Source organism: Sediminibacillus terrae, from assembly GCF_009602435.1.
Lineage (GTDB): Bacteria > Bacillota > Bacilli > Bacillales > Amphibacillaceae > Sediminibacillus > Sediminibacillus terrae.
The window spans coordinates 200,696-218,151 of the sequence record NZ_VZDQ01000027.1; the positions used below are offsets into that span (position 1 = coordinate 200,696).

Annotated in this window: 16 protein-coding genes and 1 riboswitch; of the genes, 12 read left to right on the forward strand and 4 right to left on the reverse strand. The window is 45.7% G+C overall.

Annotated features, from left to right (window positions below; genetic code table 11):
* The first annotated feature begins 104 nt into the window (after positions 1 to 104).
* Together F6X55_RS17960 and F6X55_RS17965 are read left to right on the forward strand one after the other, a co-directional pair.
* A complete protein-coding gene (locus F6X55_RS17960; RefSeq protein WP_026571404.1) occupies positions 105 to 791 on the forward strand; it encodes a class I SAM-dependent methyltransferase in 687 nt (228 codons plus the stop codon).
* A 10-nt stretch (positions 792 to 801) separates the two neighbouring features.
* Positions 802 to 1,113 carry a hypothetical protein gene (locus F6X55_RS17965; RefSeq protein WP_026571403.1) on the forward strand — a complete coding sequence of 104 codons (312 nt, stop codon included), beginning with the start codon at positions 802 to 804 and terminating at the stop codon, positions 1,111 to 1,113.
* Positions 1,114 to 1,688: 575 nt separating this feature from the next.
* Here F6X55_RS17965 and F6X55_RS17970 read toward each other — a convergent pair.
* Positions 1,689 to 2,570, reverse strand: coding sequence for an NAD(P)-dependent oxidoreductase (locus F6X55_RS17970; protein WP_153465164.1), 882 nt, complete (start codon positions 2,568 to 2,570; stop codon positions 1,689 to 1,691).
* 252 nt (positions 2,571 to 2,822) lie between these two features.
* Positions 2,823 to 3,015, forward strand: a riboswitch (cobalamin riboswitch).
* 235 nt (positions 3,016 to 3,250) lie between these two features.
* Here F6X55_RS17970 and F6X55_RS17975 point away from each other — a divergent pair.
* The 4 genes from F6X55_RS17975 (at position 3,251) to F6X55_RS17990 (ending at position 8,213) form a co-directional block, all read left to right on the forward strand.
* Positions 3,251 to 5,503, forward strand: coding sequence for a ribonucleoside-diphosphate reductase subunit alpha (locus tag F6X55_RS17975; RefSeq protein WP_026571401.1), 2,253 nt, complete (start codon positions 3,251 to 3,253; stop codon positions 5,501 to 5,503).
* 16 nt (positions 5,504 to 5,519) lie between these two features.
* On the forward strand, positions 5,520 to 6,563 hold the full coding sequence (locus F6X55_RS17980) for a ribonucleotide-diphosphate reductase subunit beta (protein WP_026571400.1): 1,044 nt from the start codon (positions 5,520 to 5,522) through the stop codon (positions 6,561 to 6,563).
* Positions 6,564 to 6,925: 362 nt separating this feature from the next.
* Entirely contained in the window at positions 6,926 to 7,378 is a 453-nt protein-coding gene (locus F6X55_RS17985) for a GNAT family N-acetyltransferase (protein WP_153465166.1), read from the forward strand.
* 133 nt (positions 7,379 to 7,511) lie between these two features.
* Positions 7,512 to 8,213 carry a TraR/DksA C4-type zinc finger protein gene (locus F6X55_RS17990; RefSeq protein WP_026571398.1) on the forward strand — a complete coding sequence of 234 codons (702 nt, stop codon included), beginning with the start codon at positions 7,512 to 7,514 and terminating at the stop codon, positions 8,211 to 8,213.
* A 180-nt stretch (positions 8,214 to 8,393) separates the two neighbouring features.
* Here F6X55_RS17990 and F6X55_RS17995 read toward each other — a convergent pair whose 3' ends face one another.
* Positions 8,394 to 8,792, reverse strand: coding sequence for a GNAT family N-acetyltransferase (locus F6X55_RS17995; protein WP_026571397.1), 399 nt, complete (start codon positions 8,790 to 8,792; stop codon positions 8,394 to 8,396).
* A gap of 26 nt (positions 8,793 to 8,818) precedes the next feature.
* The gene (locus F6X55_RS18000; protein WP_026571396.1) at positions 8,819 to 9,274 is read right to left on the reverse strand and encodes a GNAT family N-acetyltransferase; all 456 of its coding nucleotides are present in this window, start codon (positions 9,272 to 9,274) and stop codon (positions 8,819 to 8,821) included.
* 196 nt (positions 9,275 to 9,470) lie between these two features.
* Between F6X55_RS18000 and F6X55_RS18005 the strand changes: the two genes are divergently transcribed.
* Complete coding sequence (locus F6X55_RS18005) at positions 9,471 to 9,761, forward strand: hypothetical protein (protein WP_026770907.1); 291 nt, start codon at positions 9,471 to 9,473, stop codon at positions 9,759 to 9,761.
* A 156-nt stretch (positions 9,762 to 9,917) separates the two neighbouring features.
* On the opposite strand, the gene F6X55_RS18010 is transcribed toward F6X55_RS18005, so the two are convergent.
* Entirely contained in the window at positions 9,918 to 11,237 is a 1,320-nt protein-coding gene (locus F6X55_RS18010) for a S1C family serine protease (protein WP_153465168.1), read from the reverse strand.
* Positions 11,238 to 11,426: 189 nt separating this feature from the next.
* Here F6X55_RS18010 and F6X55_RS18015 point away from each other — a divergent pair, with 189 nt between their 5' ends.
* The 5 genes from F6X55_RS18015 (at position 11,427) to F6X55_RS18035 (ending at position 17,120) form a co-directional block, all read left to right on the forward strand.
* Positions 11,427 to 12,122, forward strand: coding sequence for a response regulator transcription factor (locus tag F6X55_RS18015; RefSeq protein WP_153465170.1), 696 nt, complete (start codon positions 11,427 to 11,429; stop codon positions 12,120 to 12,122).
* Positions 12,119 to 13,441 (forward strand): sensor histidine kinase, encoded by a 1,323-nt coding sequence (locus F6X55_RS18020; protein ID WP_026571392.1) that lies wholly within the window; start codon positions 12,119 to 12,121, stop codon positions 13,439 to 13,441. The genes F6X55_RS18015 and F6X55_RS18020 overlap by 4 nt, the downstream gene beginning before the upstream one ends.
* Positions 13,442 to 13,574: 133 nt before the next feature.
* Entirely contained in the window at positions 13,575 to 15,404 is a 1,830-nt protein-coding gene (gene typA, locus F6X55_RS18025; protein WP_026571391.1) for a translational GTPase TypA, read from the forward strand.
* Positions 15,405 to 15,711: 307 nt separating this feature from the next.
* On the forward strand, positions 15,712 to 16,794 hold the full coding sequence (locus F6X55_RS18030) for a PQQ-dependent sugar dehydrogenase (protein ID WP_153465172.1): 1,083 nt from the start codon (positions 15,712 to 15,714) through the stop codon (positions 16,792 to 16,794).
* A 44-nt stretch (positions 16,795 to 16,838) separates the two neighbouring features.
* Positions 16,839 to 17,120, forward strand: a complete 282-nt coding sequence (locus F6X55_RS18035) for a YkvA family protein (protein ID WP_153465174.1) — start codon at positions 16,839 to 16,841, stop codon at positions 17,118 to 17,120.
* Positions 17,121 to 17,456: the final 336 nt, after the last annotated feature.

Here is a 17,456-nt window from a genome sequence, read left to right on the forward strand (position 1 = left end):
AAAAGTGCATCGGTCGATGCGCTTTTTTTGTTGGAGGAAAAACGCTAAAATAGAGGGGATATTCATATGATGGGGATCGGTTAAATGACGGAGGGGGAAGCAATATGGCTGATAAGACGTTTGACTGGCATGAAGAGGCAGGAAAGCAGTGGGATGAACGGGCATCCTTTTGGAGTCAAAACAGCAGAAATATGTGGGATACCGGCAGCAGAAAAGCGATTATTCCATTTCTGGAGCGCTATTTACCAGCGGGTGCTTCCGTGTTGGATGTTGGCTGCGGAGATGGTTATGGTTCCTATAAGCTGAAGCAGGCAGGATACGAAGTGACAGGAACGGATTTATCAGAAGAGATGATTGAAAAGGCAAAGCACATGGCAGGGGAGGGCATAACCTTTCTGAGGGAAGATATCATCCATCTCTCGTTTGGAGACGAAAGCTTCGATGCCGTCATGGGCATCAATGTACTGGAATGGACAGAGTATCCACTGAATGCCCTACAGGAGCTGGACCGGGTTTTGAAGTCGGAGGGAAGCGTGTGTATCGGTCTGTTGGGACCGACCGCAGGACCGAGGAACAATAGTTTTTCCAGGCTATACGGAAACAAGGTAATCTGTAACACGATGATGCCGTGGGAATTGAAAAGACTGGTTGAAGAGGAAATCGGCTGGACCACCATCAGTGGAAAAGGAGTTTATAAAAAAGGTGTCACCGAAAAGACGACAGCCGGTTTAACAGAAGAATTGCAACAGGCCCTGAGCTTTATGTGGCTGTTTTTGTTTCAAAAGGAATGAGGTGAAAGACATGGATAAAAAAGAGATGGAAGAAAAAATTATCGAGCAATATCGGCAGGACGAGAACATGATGATTCTTGTCTTTGCTCAATGGTGTGTCAATAACGATTTGCAGCCTGAAGAGCTCTACCGGGAAGCCTATCCGGAGCAGGGGAACAATAAAGAGTTGGAAAAGACGCTGGAGCTGACGGTGCCGAAACAGGAGTCGGAGCCAATTCCCGACACCACCGTGCTGAATGTTTTGCAGTTATTCGGAAATGATGACCTGGCTTTCATCGTCAGTCGGGAAATAGAAAAGCGCAAGAAGCAGGAGAACGATTAAAAGCGGGCCGGACAAAAGCATGGCCACCGAAGCAAAAACCGATTCGTTCGGTTTTTATTTGGATGATAAACTTCCTTTTATCCTGTTATTTGATGCGTGCTTCGAATCGCTACGTTTTTGTGCACTGATCTCCACATGATCAAGACAAGATAAACCGTATTCTTCTATTGGTTGATAGGTATTTAAACAGTGACGAAGCCGAAAAATCAGCATGGGGGTCCTTTATTCTTTAGAGATTGGACAAAAGCATAAAAAGGCGACTTCCATACAGCTCAGCTTTCTATGTAAAGGCAATAGGCAAAACGGAAATCACACCAGAAGACTTCCAACGGAGGCAAGGTATGAAGACTCCGGCGGGATGAGCGCGAGCTGAAGATCCACTTGGCAAAGCGGTATTCTTTGCCAAGTTAGCTGAAGCCGTGCCCGCGGAAAGCGAAGTACCTTGCCGGAGTGGAGAGTTGCACTTTTCATAAGGTAGAACGTTTTGCTTTTTGCTCATCAAAAATACCGAAGGAATGGTGTCATTGTTCGGTTTTTATTTGGAACACGATGCTTTTGTCCCAGGTTCTTTTTTATTAAGTTCTGAACAATCTGATCAATGCGTGCGTTCCGTCATCTTCGCCGCCAGATTCTGCCAACCTTTGATACAGCGACAGGGACAGCTCCAATCCAGGGGTGAGAAGCCCCATTTCTTGAGCAGACTCCAGGGCGATTTTCATGTCTTTAATAAAGTGTTTGACATAAAATCCCGGCTCATAGTCACCAGCAATCATCCTGGGGGCCAAATTGCTTAACGACCAGCTTCCTGCAGCCCCGGTAGAGATGCTGCTTAACACGCGTTCAGGATCAAGACCTGCCTTTTCTGCATACGTTATTGCTTCACACACACCGATCATATTCGAAGCAATTGTAATCTGGTTACTCATCTTTGTGTGCTGACCAGAGCCGGCTGCCCCCTGATGTACAACATTGCTGCCAAGCACGTCGAAAATCGGCTTGAGCTCTTGAAAGGCAGCTTCAGACCCGCCGGCCATGATTGCAAGTGTACCGTTTTTGGCCCCGATGTCGCCACCCGACACGGGTGCATCGACAGCTTCGATTCCTTTTTTCGCTGCTTCTTTATGAATTCTTTCAGCAAGCTTGGGCTTGGAAGTAGTCATATCGATGACATAACTGCCGGGCTTAGCGTGAGAAAGAATGCCGCTGTCACCGAAGTACACTTCTTCGACATCAGCGGGATAACCGACGATGGTGATGATCACATCTGAATCCGCCGCAAGGACAGCTGCGTTTTCTTTCCAAACGGCTCCAGCCTCCAAGAGTTCATCTGCCTTTGTTTTGGTCCGTGTATATATGTTCAAGGTAAAACCGGCTTCCATCAGGTTGGCAGCCATGCTTTTCCCCATGACACCTGTACCGACAAAGCCAATGGTTGTTGTATCTTTTGCCAGGGTCATATCCACCCTTCCTTTCTGTTACTTAGTCCATAATTAGTTAATAATTCGATAAAAAAGAAAAAAATCCTTCCTGAAAAAACTCGATACTTCGACAAAAAATTTTTTAATCCAGCATTTATCGCGTGATGTCAGGCTTTGTTCCGAGTGAAAGAAAAATAGGGGAATTATTTGGATTGCAAGAAAAAAATGATTGTGATAAAGTCTTAATTAACACAATATATTGTTTAGTTGTCTAAAATGAATACTATATGTTGATTCTATGCAAGATCAGGTGACACCTTGTCTTAAAAGGGAATCCGGTGAAAAACCGGAACTGTCCCCGCAACTGTAAGTGTGGACGAACGAGAAGTTCCACTAAACCGCTTTGCTTCACGGCGTCGGTTTGGGAAGGTCTCTAGTAGGAAGAAGCACGAGTCAGGAGACCTGCCTTTTCTTGTAGCGTTTCATTTCTTCGGGGACTGGGGAGTGAAAACGATAGGGAAGAAGTGGCTGTTTATGCCACATTTACTGTCGTTTTCAATCCGTCCATGTCCCATGGACGGATTTTTTGTATGCTCAAAAAACCTTTTACAGGAAGAGAGATACAAAATTTCTTAGGAGAATTCAACATCTTGTTAAGGCCAGACATCTATAAGGAAACTGGTCCCATGTGTTCATTTAGATAAAAGGAGGAGTAAGGAATGATCGAAACAGAAGTTAAACAGAATGACTGGAAGAGCAAAATGAAAATGGTTCTGACCGGACGCTTTCCGGATTTGGATATTCAAGGTTTATTTGAGCATGGTGACAAAGTACTGGAGCAAAAACCATGGCTGCCGGATGATGAATGGATCCACCAGTTGATTTTGGAGGCGCTGGCCAACTTGGACGAAAATGAACCGGATTGGACCTATGCAGCAGCGGCTTTATACGTGCAGCAGTTATACCAGGAGGCAGCCGAGAACAGAGGGTACGATCCTGGCAGGAAATATGGTCCATTTGGACAAGTCATCCGTCATTTGACGGACATCGGCATTTATGACCGCTTTCTGCTTGATACATATAGTGAACAGGAGATTAAGGAACTGGAACAGACGATCGATCCTGACAAAGACAACATGTTCACGTACATCGGCCTCCGGACTTTGGCGGACCGTTATATCGCCAAAGATTATCAAGGCAAGGTGTATGAGCTGCCGCAGGAACGGTTCATGATCATTTGTATGACATTGATGAAAAATGAACCGGCAGAAAAACGGCTAGACTTGATTAAAGAAGCGTATTGGGCATTGAGCAATCTGTACATGACGGTGGCTACTCCGACGCTTTCCAATGCCGGAAAAAGCTACGGTCAGCTGTCCAGCTGCTTTATTGACACAGTGGATGACAGTTTGCAGGGGATTTTCGACAGTAATACCGATATCGCCAACCTGTCCAAGAATGGCGGGGGAATCGGTGTTTACCTGGGGAAAATCCGCAGCCGGGGCAGTGCGATAAAAGGGTTCAGCGGTGCTTCGTCAGGTGTTTTGCCATGGATGAAACAGTTGAACAACACAGCGGTTAGTGTCGATCAGCTCGGTCAGCGCAAAGGGGCCATCTGTGTTTATCTGGATATTTGGCATAAAGACATATCTTCTTTTCTGGATGCGAAGTTGAATAATGGGGATGAGCGGCTCCGGACCCACGATTTATTTACGGGAGTTTGTCTCCCCGACCTTTTCATGGAGCAGGTGGAAGCCAGAGAGAACTGGTACTTGTTCGACCCCCATGAAGTGCGGACGGTTATGGGGTATTCTCTCGAGGACTACTTTGACGAGTCGAAGGGCGATGGAAGCTTCCGGGAAAAATACTGGGAATGTGTCCAGCACCCTCATTTAAGCAAGCAGGAAATCCCTGCGATTGACTTGATGAAACGGATTCTGAAAAGCCAGCTCGAAACCGGGGGTCCCTTCATGTTTTATCGGGATGAAGTCAATAGGCATAATCCGAACAGCCACCTCGGCATGATTTATTCGAGCAATCTTTGCACGGAAATCACGCAAAACCAAAGCCCGACCGTGGTAGAAGAACAGCAGACCGTCGACGGGAAAATCGTCGTAAATAAACAACCCGGTGATTTTGTTGTCTGCAACTTGTCCTCCATCCATTTGGGCAGGGCGGTGACGGAAGGCGTTCTGGAACGATTGGTTCCTATCCAGGTGAGAATGCTGGACAACGTAATTGATTTGAATACGATTCCGGTTTTACAAGCACAGCTCACCAATCAAAAGTACCGTGCAGTCGGGCTTGGAACATTTGGATGGCATCATCTTCTTGCACTGAAGGGGATACGTTGGGAAAGCGAAGAAGCGGTGGCCTATGCGGACGAGCTGTATGAAAAAATAGCATTTTTGACAATCCGGTCCAGCATGGAACTGGCAAAAGAGAAAGGTGTTTGTGCTGCGTTTGAAGGTTCAGACTGGCAAACCGGAAAATACTTCGAAAATAAGGGTTATACCGCTGATACGGATTCGGACTACGATTGGTCCGACTTACAGAAACAGGTTCAGGAGCATGGAATCCGCAATAGCTATTTGATGGCAGTTGCACCGAATTCCTCGACATCTCTTATCGCGGGGAGCACCGCCAGTATTGATCCGATTTTCCAGAAGTTTTATGCGGAGGAGAAAAAGGATTACAAAATTCCTGTGACCGCTCCTGATTTGAACGCGGATACCACCTGGTATTATAAATCGGCTTATTTTATCGATCAGCACTGGAGTATCAAACAGAACGCAGCCAGACAGAAGCATATCGACCAGAGTGTATCCTTCAACATATACGTTCCGAACACCGTCCAGGCCAAAGAATTGCTGAGCCTTCATTTGGATGCCTGGGAATCGGGGCTTAAAACAACCTATTATTTACGGTCGACATCATCGGAATTGATCGACTGTGAATCATGTTCCAGCTAAGGAGAGGAGATCGACAATGGTTGTATCACTGAATAAACGGAATATCATGGACAAGACTGCACCGAACAATTCTACTAGTATTATCAACGGGAAAAGCTCCAATATTCTCAATTGGGATGATGTCCGATTCGCCTGGGCATACCCGAAATATAAAAAAATGCTTTCGAATTTTTGGACCCCCTTTGAAATCAACATGTCGCAGGATATGCGGCAATTTCCGGGATTGTCTGACGAGGAAAGGGACGCTTTTTTGAAAATAATCGGATTATTGGCTTTGTTAGACAGTATCCAAACTGATTATGCCGGGAAGGTTGCGGATTATTTAACGGATTCGAGTCTGAATGCTCTCATGATCATTCTCGCTCAGCAGGAAGTCATTCACAACCACTCTTATTCCTATGTCTTATCCAGCCTTGTATCCAAACAGGAGCAGGACGAAGTGTTCGAATTTTGGCGGACGGAGCCCATTTTGGAAAAGCGCAATGATTTCATCACCGATGGTTATCGGGCATTCGCAGAAGAACCGACGGTAGATAATCTGCTGAAATCCGTTGTTTTCGATGTAATACTTGAGGGACTGTTCTTTTATTCCGGTTTTGCCTTTTTCTATCATCTGGCAAGGAATCAAAAGATGGTCGCCACCTCTACGATGATCAATTACATCAATCGCGATGAACAGCTGCATGTCGATTTGTTTGTACGGATTTTCAAAGAAGTGCTCACGGAGCATCCAGAATATGACACAAAGGAATTGGAAACATTTGTACAAGACACCTTTAAGCAAGCGGTGCATCTGGAGACGGAATGGGCCCGCCACATAATCGGCAACAAAATCGATGGCATTTTGCTGGAGGACGTGGAAAATTATATTAAGTTTTATGCCAATACACGCTGTAAACAGCTTGGCTATGAAAAACCGTATCCGGAAATAACCAAAAATCCGCTCCGCTGGATAAAAGCATATGAAGAAGTGGATCTGGGCAAGTCGGATTTCTTTGAACAGAAGTCGAGACAGTATACCAAAGTAAATTACACCGATAATGGTTTTGACGATTTATAATAGGAGGAAAATCCCTGCTGTTCATCAGTGAGGGATTTTTCTATTTCGTTGTACCAGGACATTGTCTGTGGATAATGATTGGCTGAAACAGCCGAGTCCAGCTCCTGCGCCTACCCACTCGAAGTCTTAAGACCGCCCTTTGTATGGCAAAAAAGCGCCACGACGGAGCCGTCCTTAAGCTTGTCGGAGGCTCAAACGATGTGGGTCATGCAGGCGTGGCGGCTTTAGCCTGTACTCCTTTAAACAGGCGCTTCCGCTTTTGTCCAAAACCTCCCACTTTACAAATTTGATGGCATTGGAGAAAGTTATACTGTACACATATACTTTGCTGTCTTGCCGCATGCTAAACAAGGAGGATTTAGATGGACTGGATTCGCAAGTCATTTGGTGAGTTGGATGCAAAAGAATTATATACCATCATTAAAACAAGGGTCGATGTTTTTGTCGTTGAACAGCGTTGTCCATACCATGAGCTGGATGGACATGATGATAGTGCCGACCATTTATTCTGCAAGGATGGGGAAAAAATTGTGGCTTATGCACGTCTGCTTCCGAAAGGGACGGTGTACGAACAGGCTTCCATCGGCAGGGTGCTGGTTCATAAGCAGTACCGAAGACAAGGTTATGCCAGAGAGCTATTGGAAAGAGCAATATCCCATATAACCGATCAGTGGCAGGAAGCGGCCATAAAAATCCAGGGTCAGGAATACCTGAGGCACTTTTATGCCTCCTTTGGTTTTAACGAAATATCCGATGTCTATCTAGACGATGGAATCCCTCACGTCGACATGCTGCTCACCACTTTACCGAAGTAATATGGTACCACAGTGGGGGTCAGTCCCCTGCCGGTAGTCCTTGACGAATTTCCATAATCTTGACTGGTTGGCGGTTTGTTTTCGGATATACTAAGACTGTTCTGCATGATCGTTCATTGCAGGAGGCGATAATGTGCTAACGCAACGACAAGTGCAAAAGTGTGAGAAGATGTTAACAGAACGCAAGCGTCACCTGGCCGATCATCTTGAAGACCACTATGGAACGCAGTATGAATTGATCAAGGAATCAATGGGAGAGCTATCGAATTATGATAACCATCCTGGCGACCATGGATCAGAGCTTTTTGAACGGGAAAAGGATATAGCCTTGAATGATCATGCAGAACGGGAAATGAAAGATATCAACCATGCTTTGGCTGCGATACAAAATGGGCAGTATGGTGTTTGTGAAGTGTGCGGCAAAGACATTGCGTTTGAACGACTGGAAGCGATGCCGACCACCACACGGTGCCTGGAACACGCCGAAGATGATATTTCCAACGACCGGCCGGCAGAAGAAGATGTCTTCCACCCAAGTGTCAACGAAATGGAGACAGAAGTAGAGGAAGAAGAATCCACTATTTTTGATGCAGAGGATTCCTGGCAGCGGGTTGCAAAGTATGGATCTTCCGAAAGCCCATCCGACTTTTACGACACAGAAAAGGATTATGAGGATATGTTTTTCAATTCTGACGAGCTTGTTAGTGCTGCGGAAGAAATCGAAAACTTTTTGACAGCCGATATCGATGGGAAATTCAGCGGCGTGAACCCCGCGCACGAAAAATACGAAGACTACCTCGACGAAAACGAAGTAAACTCCATCCTTTATGATTAGAATGAAAGGCAAAAGCGACTGAAAAGCTGCACCCCCGAAACCGGGGGTGGTTGCTTTTTATCGAGGGAATTGGGCACAGCGAGGACCTGGAAGCTTAGTGGCCATAACAAAACTGAACGTTGAATCGAAATCCTGAACTTTCGATTCAGCGTTCGGTTTTTGCGATTTTATAAGAAATCCCTATTTTTTTCTAGGTATGAGAAAAGCGTTGTTGGCTTGTTGAAAACCTGCTTTAGGATAGTATTCCATTGCCGAAGGGGCAGAAAGCAGAATCAAAGCTGTTCCTTCACCGATTTCCGTCTGCACCCGGGAAACCAAATGGCTTCCAACGCCTTGATGCTGGTACTGCTTATCGACTGCCAAATCTGACAAGTAACAGCAATAGCAAAAATCTGTCAAAGCTCTGGCAATGCCGATCAGCTTACCATTATCCCGTGCTGTAACCAGTAAGTCTGCTTGCTCGATCATTTTCCCCATCCGCTCCAGATCCTCATAAGGGCGGTTTATCCCGGAGGACGCAAACACCTCTGCCAGTTCCCTGCTCAATACCTGTTCACCGATTGCGTATTGTATAGTCAATGTAACTCCCCCTTATTTAATCTATTTCAGGTTAACTGCTTGGATAGCCGGATCATGTCCCTGCAAATGATTCCATTTTCTTCTATCGGATCCTCATAATGGTCTGTGAAAAAGTCCTTGATAATAGCTTGCATGGAAAAACCACACTTTTGATACAGAGCAAGTTGGCCGAGACTTGAATTCCCGGTTCCGATTTCAATATGTTCGAACCCCATGCTTTCAGCTACCTTAATGGCATGCTCGATCAGTTTGCGGCCGATTCCTTCGTTTTGACGATCTGGATGGACCGCGATATTGGCAATTTCGGCTATTTCCGATGATTTATTGATCAGTACATAGACTCCGATCAGGGATCCCCTTTGATAGGCACCATAACAATGTCCATCTTTCAGGTAATTCTCGACGATCTGTTGATTTGGATCTGCCAATAACAATAAATCCATAGGAGCTTGTTCTCTGTCAGTGATTTGATTTATTTCCATTGTCTCTCCCCCTGTTTTCGTTATGGAAAAGGTAACTGAATCTGTACTTCCAGCTCTGTAAATGACTGAAAGGCATTAATCGGTATGAAGGATAAGCAAATCTGCGCTTTTTTCATTGTATCAAATTATCGGTGTTTGATGCCGGAGAGCGATGGGAAAATGAATAAAACGATTCCGTTCCGGAGGGGATGCTACCGTGAGCAGTTTGTTTTTGTTGTTGCTGTTTATTCTCAGCCTGGTTTATTTGGCCGTCAAACATAGAAAGACGATCCGTAGCTCGCACCCGCTTGCAATCGCGGGAACTGTTTTCTTGTTTGTAATGGAAGCCGTCGTGGCTTTTGTTTGTTTTTACTATGGTGGCCAGTGGCTGGCCGGCCATGTTGATAATAACTTTGCGCTGGTGATATTGCAGTTTGTCCTCTTGTTTGCATTGATTGTTGTGTGTCTGGGCATTCTGAGGAAAATCCTCAAGCAAATGGAAAAATAAGTTTGTATAAAAAATCGGCATCTGCTTCTAAAGCAGATGCCGATTTTTCAAAAAGAGGAGGATCATTACAATTGCCAGCCTGCATTTAAAACAGACTGGACTATCTATATAAGACCCCGGCGTTCGGGGGAGGTGTCCGCCGAGGTTTGTTTGTTATCAGGCTTGTTCATCCTGCTCGCTCAGGGTCAGCGAGGTGTTCTGCTTTGTACCATCTCGGTAATAAGTGACATCTACCTGGTCGCCGACTTCTGTTTCATCGTAAAGGTATTTTTTCAAATCAAGCATCGAACCGATCGCCTGATCATTGATATGGGTGATGACGTCATATTTCTTCAATCCTGCTTGTTCCGCTGGCGAACCAGTTTGTACCTGTGCAACGACGATTCCTTCTTCTACGTCTTCTGGCAGGTTCAGTGTTTCTTGTTTATGTTGCTTTGGAACAGTGGCCAAATCCATGGCGCTTATCCCGACAAATGGACGGGAGACAGAACCTTCTGCTTCAAGCTGTTCGATAATCGGTTTTGCTGTATCGATCGGAATGGCAAAGCCGATTCCTTCTACAGCACTTTCCGCAATTTTCATCGAGTTGATGCCGATTAGCTCTCCATTTCCATCGACCAGCGCTCCACCGCTGTTGCCCGGATTTATCGCAGCATCGGTTTGGATGACTTCTGTTGTCCAGTCCGCCACACCATCTTGGTTGGAATCTATTTCAACCGAACGTTCTAGTCCACTGATGATCCCTTTCGTTACCGAGCCTGCAAATTCCATTCCGAGCGGGTTTCCGATGGCAATCGCTGTTTCACCGACATTTAAGTCATCGGAAGAACCGAGAGTGGCGACCGTATCAACATTGCTGCCGTCGATTTCCAATACTGCCAGGTCGCTCAATTCATCGGCACCGAGAATTTTGGCGCTGACCGTGCTCCCGTCTTGTAAATAAACTTCTACTTCGCTGGCTCCTTCAATGACATGGTTGTTGGTGACGACATAGGCTTTGCCGTTTTCTTTTTTATAGATGACACCTGAGCCTGTTCCGGCTTCCTGGGTATCATCTGCTTGTTCCCAAAAATTCGCCGTTGTTTTTTGTAAGTTGGAAACCCCTACGACAGCTGAAGCAGATTTTTCAAGTGCACTTTCTACTTCTGGGTCGTCCGACGTGTTTGCCGTCAGGGTGACGTTATCACTGTCTGCCGATTCTGAACCTGTTTGCGTGTCCGCACTTTGAGATTCTGAATTCAACGACTGTAGTGGTAGAATGTTGGTATAGATTAATAACAAGCCAATGATGGCGACAATCAATCCACCAGTGATTCCGCTGACAAAGTAACCTTTTTTGTTTGAACTGGAACCTTTCTCCGGTTCGTTTGGTTGTTTACCCGGCCGTGTGTCGGCATCTTGCTCATTTTCCATGTATAGCTGCCTGTCACTTTCTTGACTGTGTTGGTGATCATGCTCGTGTTCATTCTCGTGCATGTAAAATCACACCTTTCTTTTATGCTATTTATCGGGGAAGGATTTTTTGCTTTCGCGTCTACATTTCCTATTGTAAGCAGAGGGTTCGGCAGTCCTTTGGTAAAAATGTGTAAAAAGTGTGGAATGATCAAAAGGGAATCGACAACCGGCGGATATATGCGACAATATAACGAGTAAGGAGGCGTTTGGATGAAACACAGCATTGTGGTAGTGGAAGATGACGTGAACATCCGCAATATCGTTTCGGCCTATTTAAGAAAGGATGGCTACCAGGTAAGGGTAGTGGAAAGCGGAGAAGAAGCGTTGACTATATGGAAAACCGATCCCCCTGATATGTGGATCCTCGATATTATGCTGCCGGGGATAGATGGGTATGAATTATGCAAAACCATCCGGCAGGAAAGCGAAGTGCCGATAATCATTATATCGGCGAAGGATGAAGAGTTGGATAAAATTCTCGGACTGGAATTGGGTGGCGATGACTATTTGACAAAGCCTTTCAGTCCAAGAGAGATGGTGGCCCGGATCAAACGGCTATTCAAACGTGTAGACAGGACCCGGCCGGAAAAAGCGGGTGAAAAGAAGGAGCTTCAAGCTGGAGGCCTTGTTCTTTATCCAGATGAAAGACTTGTCTTCTGGGAGGGGGAAGAGGTGGAAATAACCGCTAAAGAGTTTGAAATCTTGAATATCTTTATCACCAACCTAAACCGTGCTTTTTCAAGGGAAGAATTGCTCACCAAAGTATGGGGAGAAGACTACTTTGGCAGCGACCGAGCCGTCGATGATTTGATTAAACGGCTGCGGAAAAAGATAGACGGACTTCCGGTCGAAACGGTGTGGGGCTACGGGTACCGGCTTAAAATAGAGAAAGAGGAATCGGAATGAAGCTCCAGTCCCAGCTCAACATCGCATTCACCACATTACTGGTAGTCATCATGTCTGTTGCCGCATTCACCATTTACTCTTTGATTTTGAATTTGCTGATTCACAATGAACAGACCCAGCTTGAAAAAAACGGGCGGATTATCACGGGGATGATCAATGAATCTCCGAGTCTCAATATGCAACAGTTATCGGGACTGTTGGAGGATTTAAAGCTGCAGGGGATCTTTTATTACCGCAGTGGTGGTTCGGAGGACACGATTATTACCAACCTGCCCCGTGATGTGGCGGAAAACTGGGTGAATAACTACGACTTATCACAAAACGAACAGCCATTATGGAAAGCGGGAAACGAGCGATATGTGGTATCCAGGATGAGTTTTTCCCCGCGTTTCCCAGCCTGGGAATTGATCCTGGTGACGCCGCTCAATGATTTACAGGCTGTCCAGCGGAACTTTATCGGCATCTTGCTTGTTGTATTTGCTGTAGGAATCATTGTGGCAGTGTTATTGAGTTATTACATGACCAACCGTTTGGTGACGCCGTTGACAAGATTGAAGGAACAGGTCAAGAAAATCGAAAAACGGCAATTCAACGAAATTCAATCGGTGAATGCCAGTGGCGAAATCAAAGAGGTGGAAGAAAGCGTCATGGAAATGGCTCAGGAATTGGAACGTTATATTCAATCCCAACGGCAATTTTTCCAGAATGCCAGCCATGAACTGAAGACACCTCTGATGACCATCCAAGGTTATGCCGAGGGAATAAGAGATGGAGTATTTGAGCAGGAGGAATCCGAACGGGGATTCGATGTGATGATCGCGGAAATCGGCAGGTTGAAAAAAATCATCAATGAAATGATTCTGTTGGCAAAACTGGATAGTGAAGAAAATATTTATCGGAAAGAAAACATAAAAGCTGCTGATTTAATCAAACTAACGATGGAGAGGGCTTTGCCGCTGGCCAATGAGAAAAATGTAAAGCTGGAAACATCCGTCATCGAAGATGCGACCCTGACAGTCGATAAAGAAAAGCTGTTGCAGGCAATGATGAATATCGTTGCCAATGCAATCAGGCACGCTGATTCTGCGGTAAAGGTCAGCGTCGAAAAAGCCGGGGGTGTGATTATCAGAGTAGCGGATGACGGAGAGGGCGTACCGGCAGACCTCATGCCCCATCTTTTCCACCGTTTTGTCAAAGGAGAAGGCGGAGAAACAGGTCTCGGATTGGCGATTTCCCGGGCGATCATTGAACGATCGGGCGGACGTATAACTGTCGGCACCTCTGAGAACGGCGGTGCATTATTTTCCATCCATTTATAATGGAACGCGAAAGAGACTTTTAGATATTTCGCTGAAAGGGAATGGTATACCATCTTCTTTGTGTTTGTGTTACAATAGATTGGTTGTAGTCGGAATGTTGAATTCGATACAAAAAGAGGAGAGTATATTCATTATGCAATTAAGAGAAGATCTTCGCAATATTGCAATCATTGCCCACGTTGACCATGGAAAAACGACGTTAGTGGACCAGCTGTTGAAGTATTCTGGTACCTTTCGCGAAAATGAACAGGTCGACGAACGTGCGATGGATTCAAACGATTTGGAAAAAGAACGTGGTATAACAATCTTAGCGAAAAACACGGCTATTAATTATAAAGACACGCGTATCAATATTTTGGACACTCCGGGACACGCTGACTTCGGTGGTGAAGTAGAGCGGATCATGAAGATGGTTGACGGTGTTTTGCTTGTGGTCGATGCATACGAAGGCTGTATGCCGCAGACGCGCTTTGTATTGAAAAAGGCATTGGAGCAAAAACTGACTCCGGTTGTCGTCCTTAACAAAATCGACCGGCCCAATGCCCGTCCGGCAGAAGTCATCGACGAAGTGCTTGATTTGTTCATCGAGCTTGGCGCAGATGACGACCAGTTGGAGTTCCCGGTTGTTTATGCTTCGGCATTGAACGGTACCTCCGGCAATGAACCGGAAGAACAGGAAGAAACGATGGAGCCCGTTTTCTCTACTATTATGGACCATATTCCGGCGCCAATCGATAATTCGGATGAAGGATTGCAATTCCAGGTTACCTTGCTGGATTATAACGATTATTTAGGAAGAATCGGGGTCGGCCGGATTTTCCGTGGCTCCATCAAGGTAGGCCAACAGGTGGCATTGATGAAAAAAGACGGTTCTGTCAAATCATTCCGTGTCACCAAGCTGTTCGGGTTCATCGGTCTGAAACGGATCGAAATCGAAGAAGCGAGAGCGGGAGACATCATTGCTTTGGCAGGACTGGAAGACATCAACGTCGGCGAAACCGTCTGCCCGCAGGATCAGCAGGAAGCCTTGCCGATTCCGCGAATCGACGAACCAACCCTGCAAATGACATTCGTGGTCAACAACAGTCCTTTTGCCGGCAAGGAAGGAAAGTATATTACATCGAGAAGAATTGAAGAACGCTTGCTTACCCAGCTGGAAACAGACGTCAGCTTGCGCGTAGAACAAACGGAATCGCCGGATGCTTGGACTGTTTCAGGACGCGGGGAATTGCATTTGTCCATTCTTATCGAAAACATGCGCCGTGAAGGTTATGAACTGCAGCTTTCGAAACCACAGGTCATCATTCGCGAAATTGACGGCGTGCAGTGTGAACCGGTTGAGCGTGTCCAAGTGGACGTGCCGGAAGAACACCAAGGTGCTGTCATGGAATCGTTAGGCTCCCGCAAAGGGGAAATGATCGACATGGCCAACCACGGAAACGGACAAGTCCGAATGGAATTCAAGGTGCCTTCCCGTGGCTTGATCGGTTATGCAACCGAGTTTATGACACAAACCAGAGGTTACGGAATCATCAACCATACGTTCGATTCTTATGAACCTCTTTTGCAAGGACAAGTGGGCGGAAGACGTCAAGGCGTTCTCGTGGCATTGGAAAATGGCAAAGCCTCCACGTATGGCATCATGGGTCTTGAGGACCGCGGTACGATTTTTGTTGAACCAGGTACAGATGTGTATGCAGGCATGATTGTCGGGGAGCATAACCGTGACAACGACCTGACTGTCAATATAACCAAAGAAAAACATTTGACCAACGTCCGTTCTGCTACAAAAGATCAGACGGCGACCATCCGTAAAACGCGGACGCTGACCCTTGAGGAAGCGATCGAGTATTTGAACGATGATGAATATTGCGAAGTGACACCGGAATCCATCCGCCTTCGCAAAAAGATTCTCAACAAAAATGAACGGGAAAAAGCAGCGAAAAAGAAAAAAACAGTTTGAGATAAAGAAGAGACTGTCTGACAATAGCATAGTGACCATAACAAAAACCGGACGATTATTCGTTCGGTTTTTGTTTTATCATAACCTGGTGTTTAACCTTTTCTTATGAATAGTTGCCCCGCCTATCCGGCAAGGTGCTTCGTTTTCCGCTGAAGTCTGCTTCCCTTACCTCGTGCAGTTACGTTTGAAGCCAAGCAGTAAGAAAACCATTTGCGCTGATTCCGTTTTATTTTTTCGTGGAAGGGTTATCGGGTAGGGAAGTCGAAGCAGTATGACAGAAAAAGACTGACGAGTGGAGGGGGAAAAAATGAAACTTCCAATGTGGGCGGCAATCTTATTCTTGCTGATTGCTGCAGGTTGTTCAGATAACAAAAAGCCAGAGGGGAATCAAGACGATAATGGCCACTCTGCAGGAAAATCATCAAGCGAACCAGAGGTCGAGACAATCGCCTCTGAACTTCAAGAACCTTGGGAAATAGTAAAATCAGAAAATACCCTTTACATAAGTGAGCGGACAGGTACCATTGTGGAAATTTCTTCAGACGCAGGGAATGTAACAAGAAAACCGATTGAATTGGAAGAACCCTTGGCAGAGGTGCCCGAATCCGGATTGCTTGGACTTGCTTTCCCGGAATCATTTACAAAGGAGAAAGAAGCATTCGTTTACTATTCTTACTCCAGTGGGCAAGATGTCTACCAGAGGGTAGCCAGAGTGAAAAAAGGAAAGGACAGTTGGATGGAAACTGGGGTGTTGCTTGATGACATTCCGGGTGGACAGGTCCATCATGGGGGGAGAATAGAAATCGGTCCGGATGATAAGCTGTATGTGACCGTAGGGGATGCGACGGATAAAAGTTCAGCCCAAAATCGGAATAGCTTGTCCGGAAGTATATTGCGCATTAACCAGGATGGGAGCATACCGATTGACAACCCGGATCCACAATCTGCTATCTATTCTTGGGGTCACCGAAATCCTCAAGGTTTGGCATGGGATGAACAGGGTAATTTATATGCAACAGAACATGGCGACCAAGCCCATGATGAAATCAATTTGATTAAGCCGGGTAACAACTATGGATGGCCGGAAGTGGAAGGCGATCATCAACAGCGAGGAATGGAAACACCGCTGATTCACTCCGGAGAGGAAACATGGGCACCATCCGGAATCGATTACAAAAATGGTGCATTTTGGTTTGCAAGTTTGCGAGGCGAAGCGCTTCGCAAATTCGATCCGGAAGCAAACAGCCAGGAAGCGGTCGTCGAAGGGTATGGCCGCATTCGTGATGTACTGGCTTCCAGCGATGGTATTTACTTTATTACTAATAATACAGATGGACGCGGGACGCCGTTAAAGCAGGATGATCGGCTGCTGTTCCTATCAGACGAGTGAACTGAATAAGCTTATACAGTGATATAGAAAGGAAATCTTCAGACATGTTGAGGTTTGTACGCAGGTTGAAATTTCTGGTCAATTTTAAAAAGTCCGTCCCTTTTTTAAAGGATTTTTTCTTATCAAAAGAAGTAAGATTGGCAACCAAAGGAATATCGGTTGTGCTTATCATTGGATATATTTTGTTCCCGTTTGACATCATTCCTGACTTTCTTTTGGTTTTCGGGATATTCGACGATGTAGCCGTTGTCGGTTTTATTCTTCAGCAAATGGTGAAGATGGCTCCGGAGGCGTTGAAGGAAAAACACGGTCTTTATAAAACGTAACGAAGTCAAAGTGACGGGACAAAAACATGACTACCAAAGCAAAAACCGAGCGAATTAAGCGTCAATAAATTCGTTCGGTTTTTATTATTTTATGTTTGATGCGTGCTACGTATTGCTGCAGCTAGATACTACGCGTTCCATGGACACGGCTTCCACTTCCTCAGAAAGCACCAACCGCTTTCTTGCGGGATTTTCAGCTCGTGCTGGTCCTGTTGGAGTCTCCGTATCTTGCCTCTGTTCGTTTTCGTGATCTGATTTTCTACATGATCAAGACAAAATGAATAGAACCGTATTCTCTATTGGCTGTTAGGTCTCTAAACAGGGACCAATACGAAA

What these genes read in the sequence shown, in the direction of transcription:
- F6X55_RS17960 (WP_026571404.1), top strand. Translation starts at nt 105, where the DNA reads ATGGCTGATAAGACGTTTGACTGGCATGAAGAGGCAGGAAAGCAGTGG.
- F6X55_RS17965 (WP_026571403.1), top strand. Translation starts at nt 802, where the DNA reads ATGGATAAAAAAGAGATGGAAGAAAAAATTATCGAGCAATATCGGCAG.
- F6X55_RS17970 (WP_153465164.1), bottom strand. Translation starts at nt 2,570, where the DNA reads ATGACCCTGGCAAAAGATACAACAACCATTGGCTTTGTCGGTACAGGT.
- F6X55_RS17975 (WP_026571401.1), top strand. Translation starts at nt 3,251, where the DNA reads ATGATCGAAACAGAAGTTAAACAGAATGACTGGAAGAGCAAAATGAAA.
- F6X55_RS17980 (WP_026571400.1), top strand. Translation starts at nt 5,520, where the DNA reads ATGGTTGTATCACTGAATAAACGGAATATCATGGACAAGACTGCACCG.
- F6X55_RS17985 (WP_153465166.1), top strand. Translation starts at nt 6,926, where the DNA reads ATGGACTGGATTCGCAAGTCATTTGGTGAGTTGGATGCAAAAGAATTA.
- F6X55_RS18000 (WP_026571396.1), bottom strand. Translation starts at nt 9,274, where the DNA reads ATGGAAATAAATCAAATCACTGACAGAGAACAAGCTCCTATGGATTTA.
- F6X55_RS18010 (WP_153465168.1), bottom strand. Translation starts at nt 11,237, where the DNA reads ATGCACGAGAATGAACACGAGCATGATCACCAACACAGTCAAGAAAGT.
- F6X55_RS18015 (WP_153465170.1), top strand. Translation starts at nt 11,427, where the DNA reads ATGAAACACAGCATTGTGGTAGTGGAAGATGACGTGAACATCCGCAAT.
- F6X55_RS18020 (WP_026571392.1), top strand. Translation starts at nt 12,119, where the DNA reads ATGAAGCTCCAGTCCCAGCTCAACATCGCATTCACCACATTACTGGTA.
- typA (WP_026571391.1), top strand. Translation starts at nt 13,575, where the DNA reads ATGCAATTAAGAGAAGATCTTCGCAATATTGCAATCATTGCCCACGTT.
- F6X55_RS18030 (WP_153465172.1), top strand. Translation starts at nt 15,712, where the DNA reads ATGAAACTTCCAATGTGGGCGGCAATCTTATTCTTGCTGATTGCTGCA.
- F6X55_RS18035 (WP_153465174.1), top strand. Translation starts at nt 16,839, where the DNA reads ATGTTGAGGTTTGTACGCAGGTTGAAATTTCTGGTCAATTTTAAAAAG.